The sequence below is a fragment of the Salmonella sp. SAL4457 genome (genome assembly GCF_046548235.1).
GTDB classification, from domain to species: Bacteria; Pseudomonadota; Gammaproteobacteria; order Enterobacterales; family Enterobacteriaceae; genus Salmonella; species Salmonella enterica.
The window spans coordinates 1-238 of the sequence record NZ_JBGDZO010001278.1 but is presented as its reverse complement, the minus strand read 5'-3'; the positions used below and the strand labels follow the sequence as shown (position 1 = coordinate 238).

1 protein-coding gene is annotated in these 238 nt (G+C 62.6%); it reads right to left on the bottom strand.

Annotated features, from left to right (window positions below; genetic code table 11):
• The coding region (locus ACLJNW_RS28310) for a type IV secretion system DNA-binding domain-containing protein (protein WP_410961969.1) at positions 1–238 on the bottom strand (238 nt) is incomplete at both ends.

Here is a 238-nt window from a genome sequence, read left to right as displayed (position 1 = left end):
CTTGTTAAGCGTCGGCAGCTCGTCGAGAATCACCCAGACCGGCGATCCCCCTGCGAGCAGGCGCATCAGGAGCAAATCGAACCAGACGCTGATGAGGGGCCGAAGCCGATCCAGCGTGTGCGGCGTCGAGGTGAGGAACAGCCATCCCTTCCGGTGTTGCGCCCACTCGTAGGCACTCCATGTGCTCTTCGTCTCTGTCCGGTCGGGGATCAGCTGAAAGGCCTCGCCGACCATACTC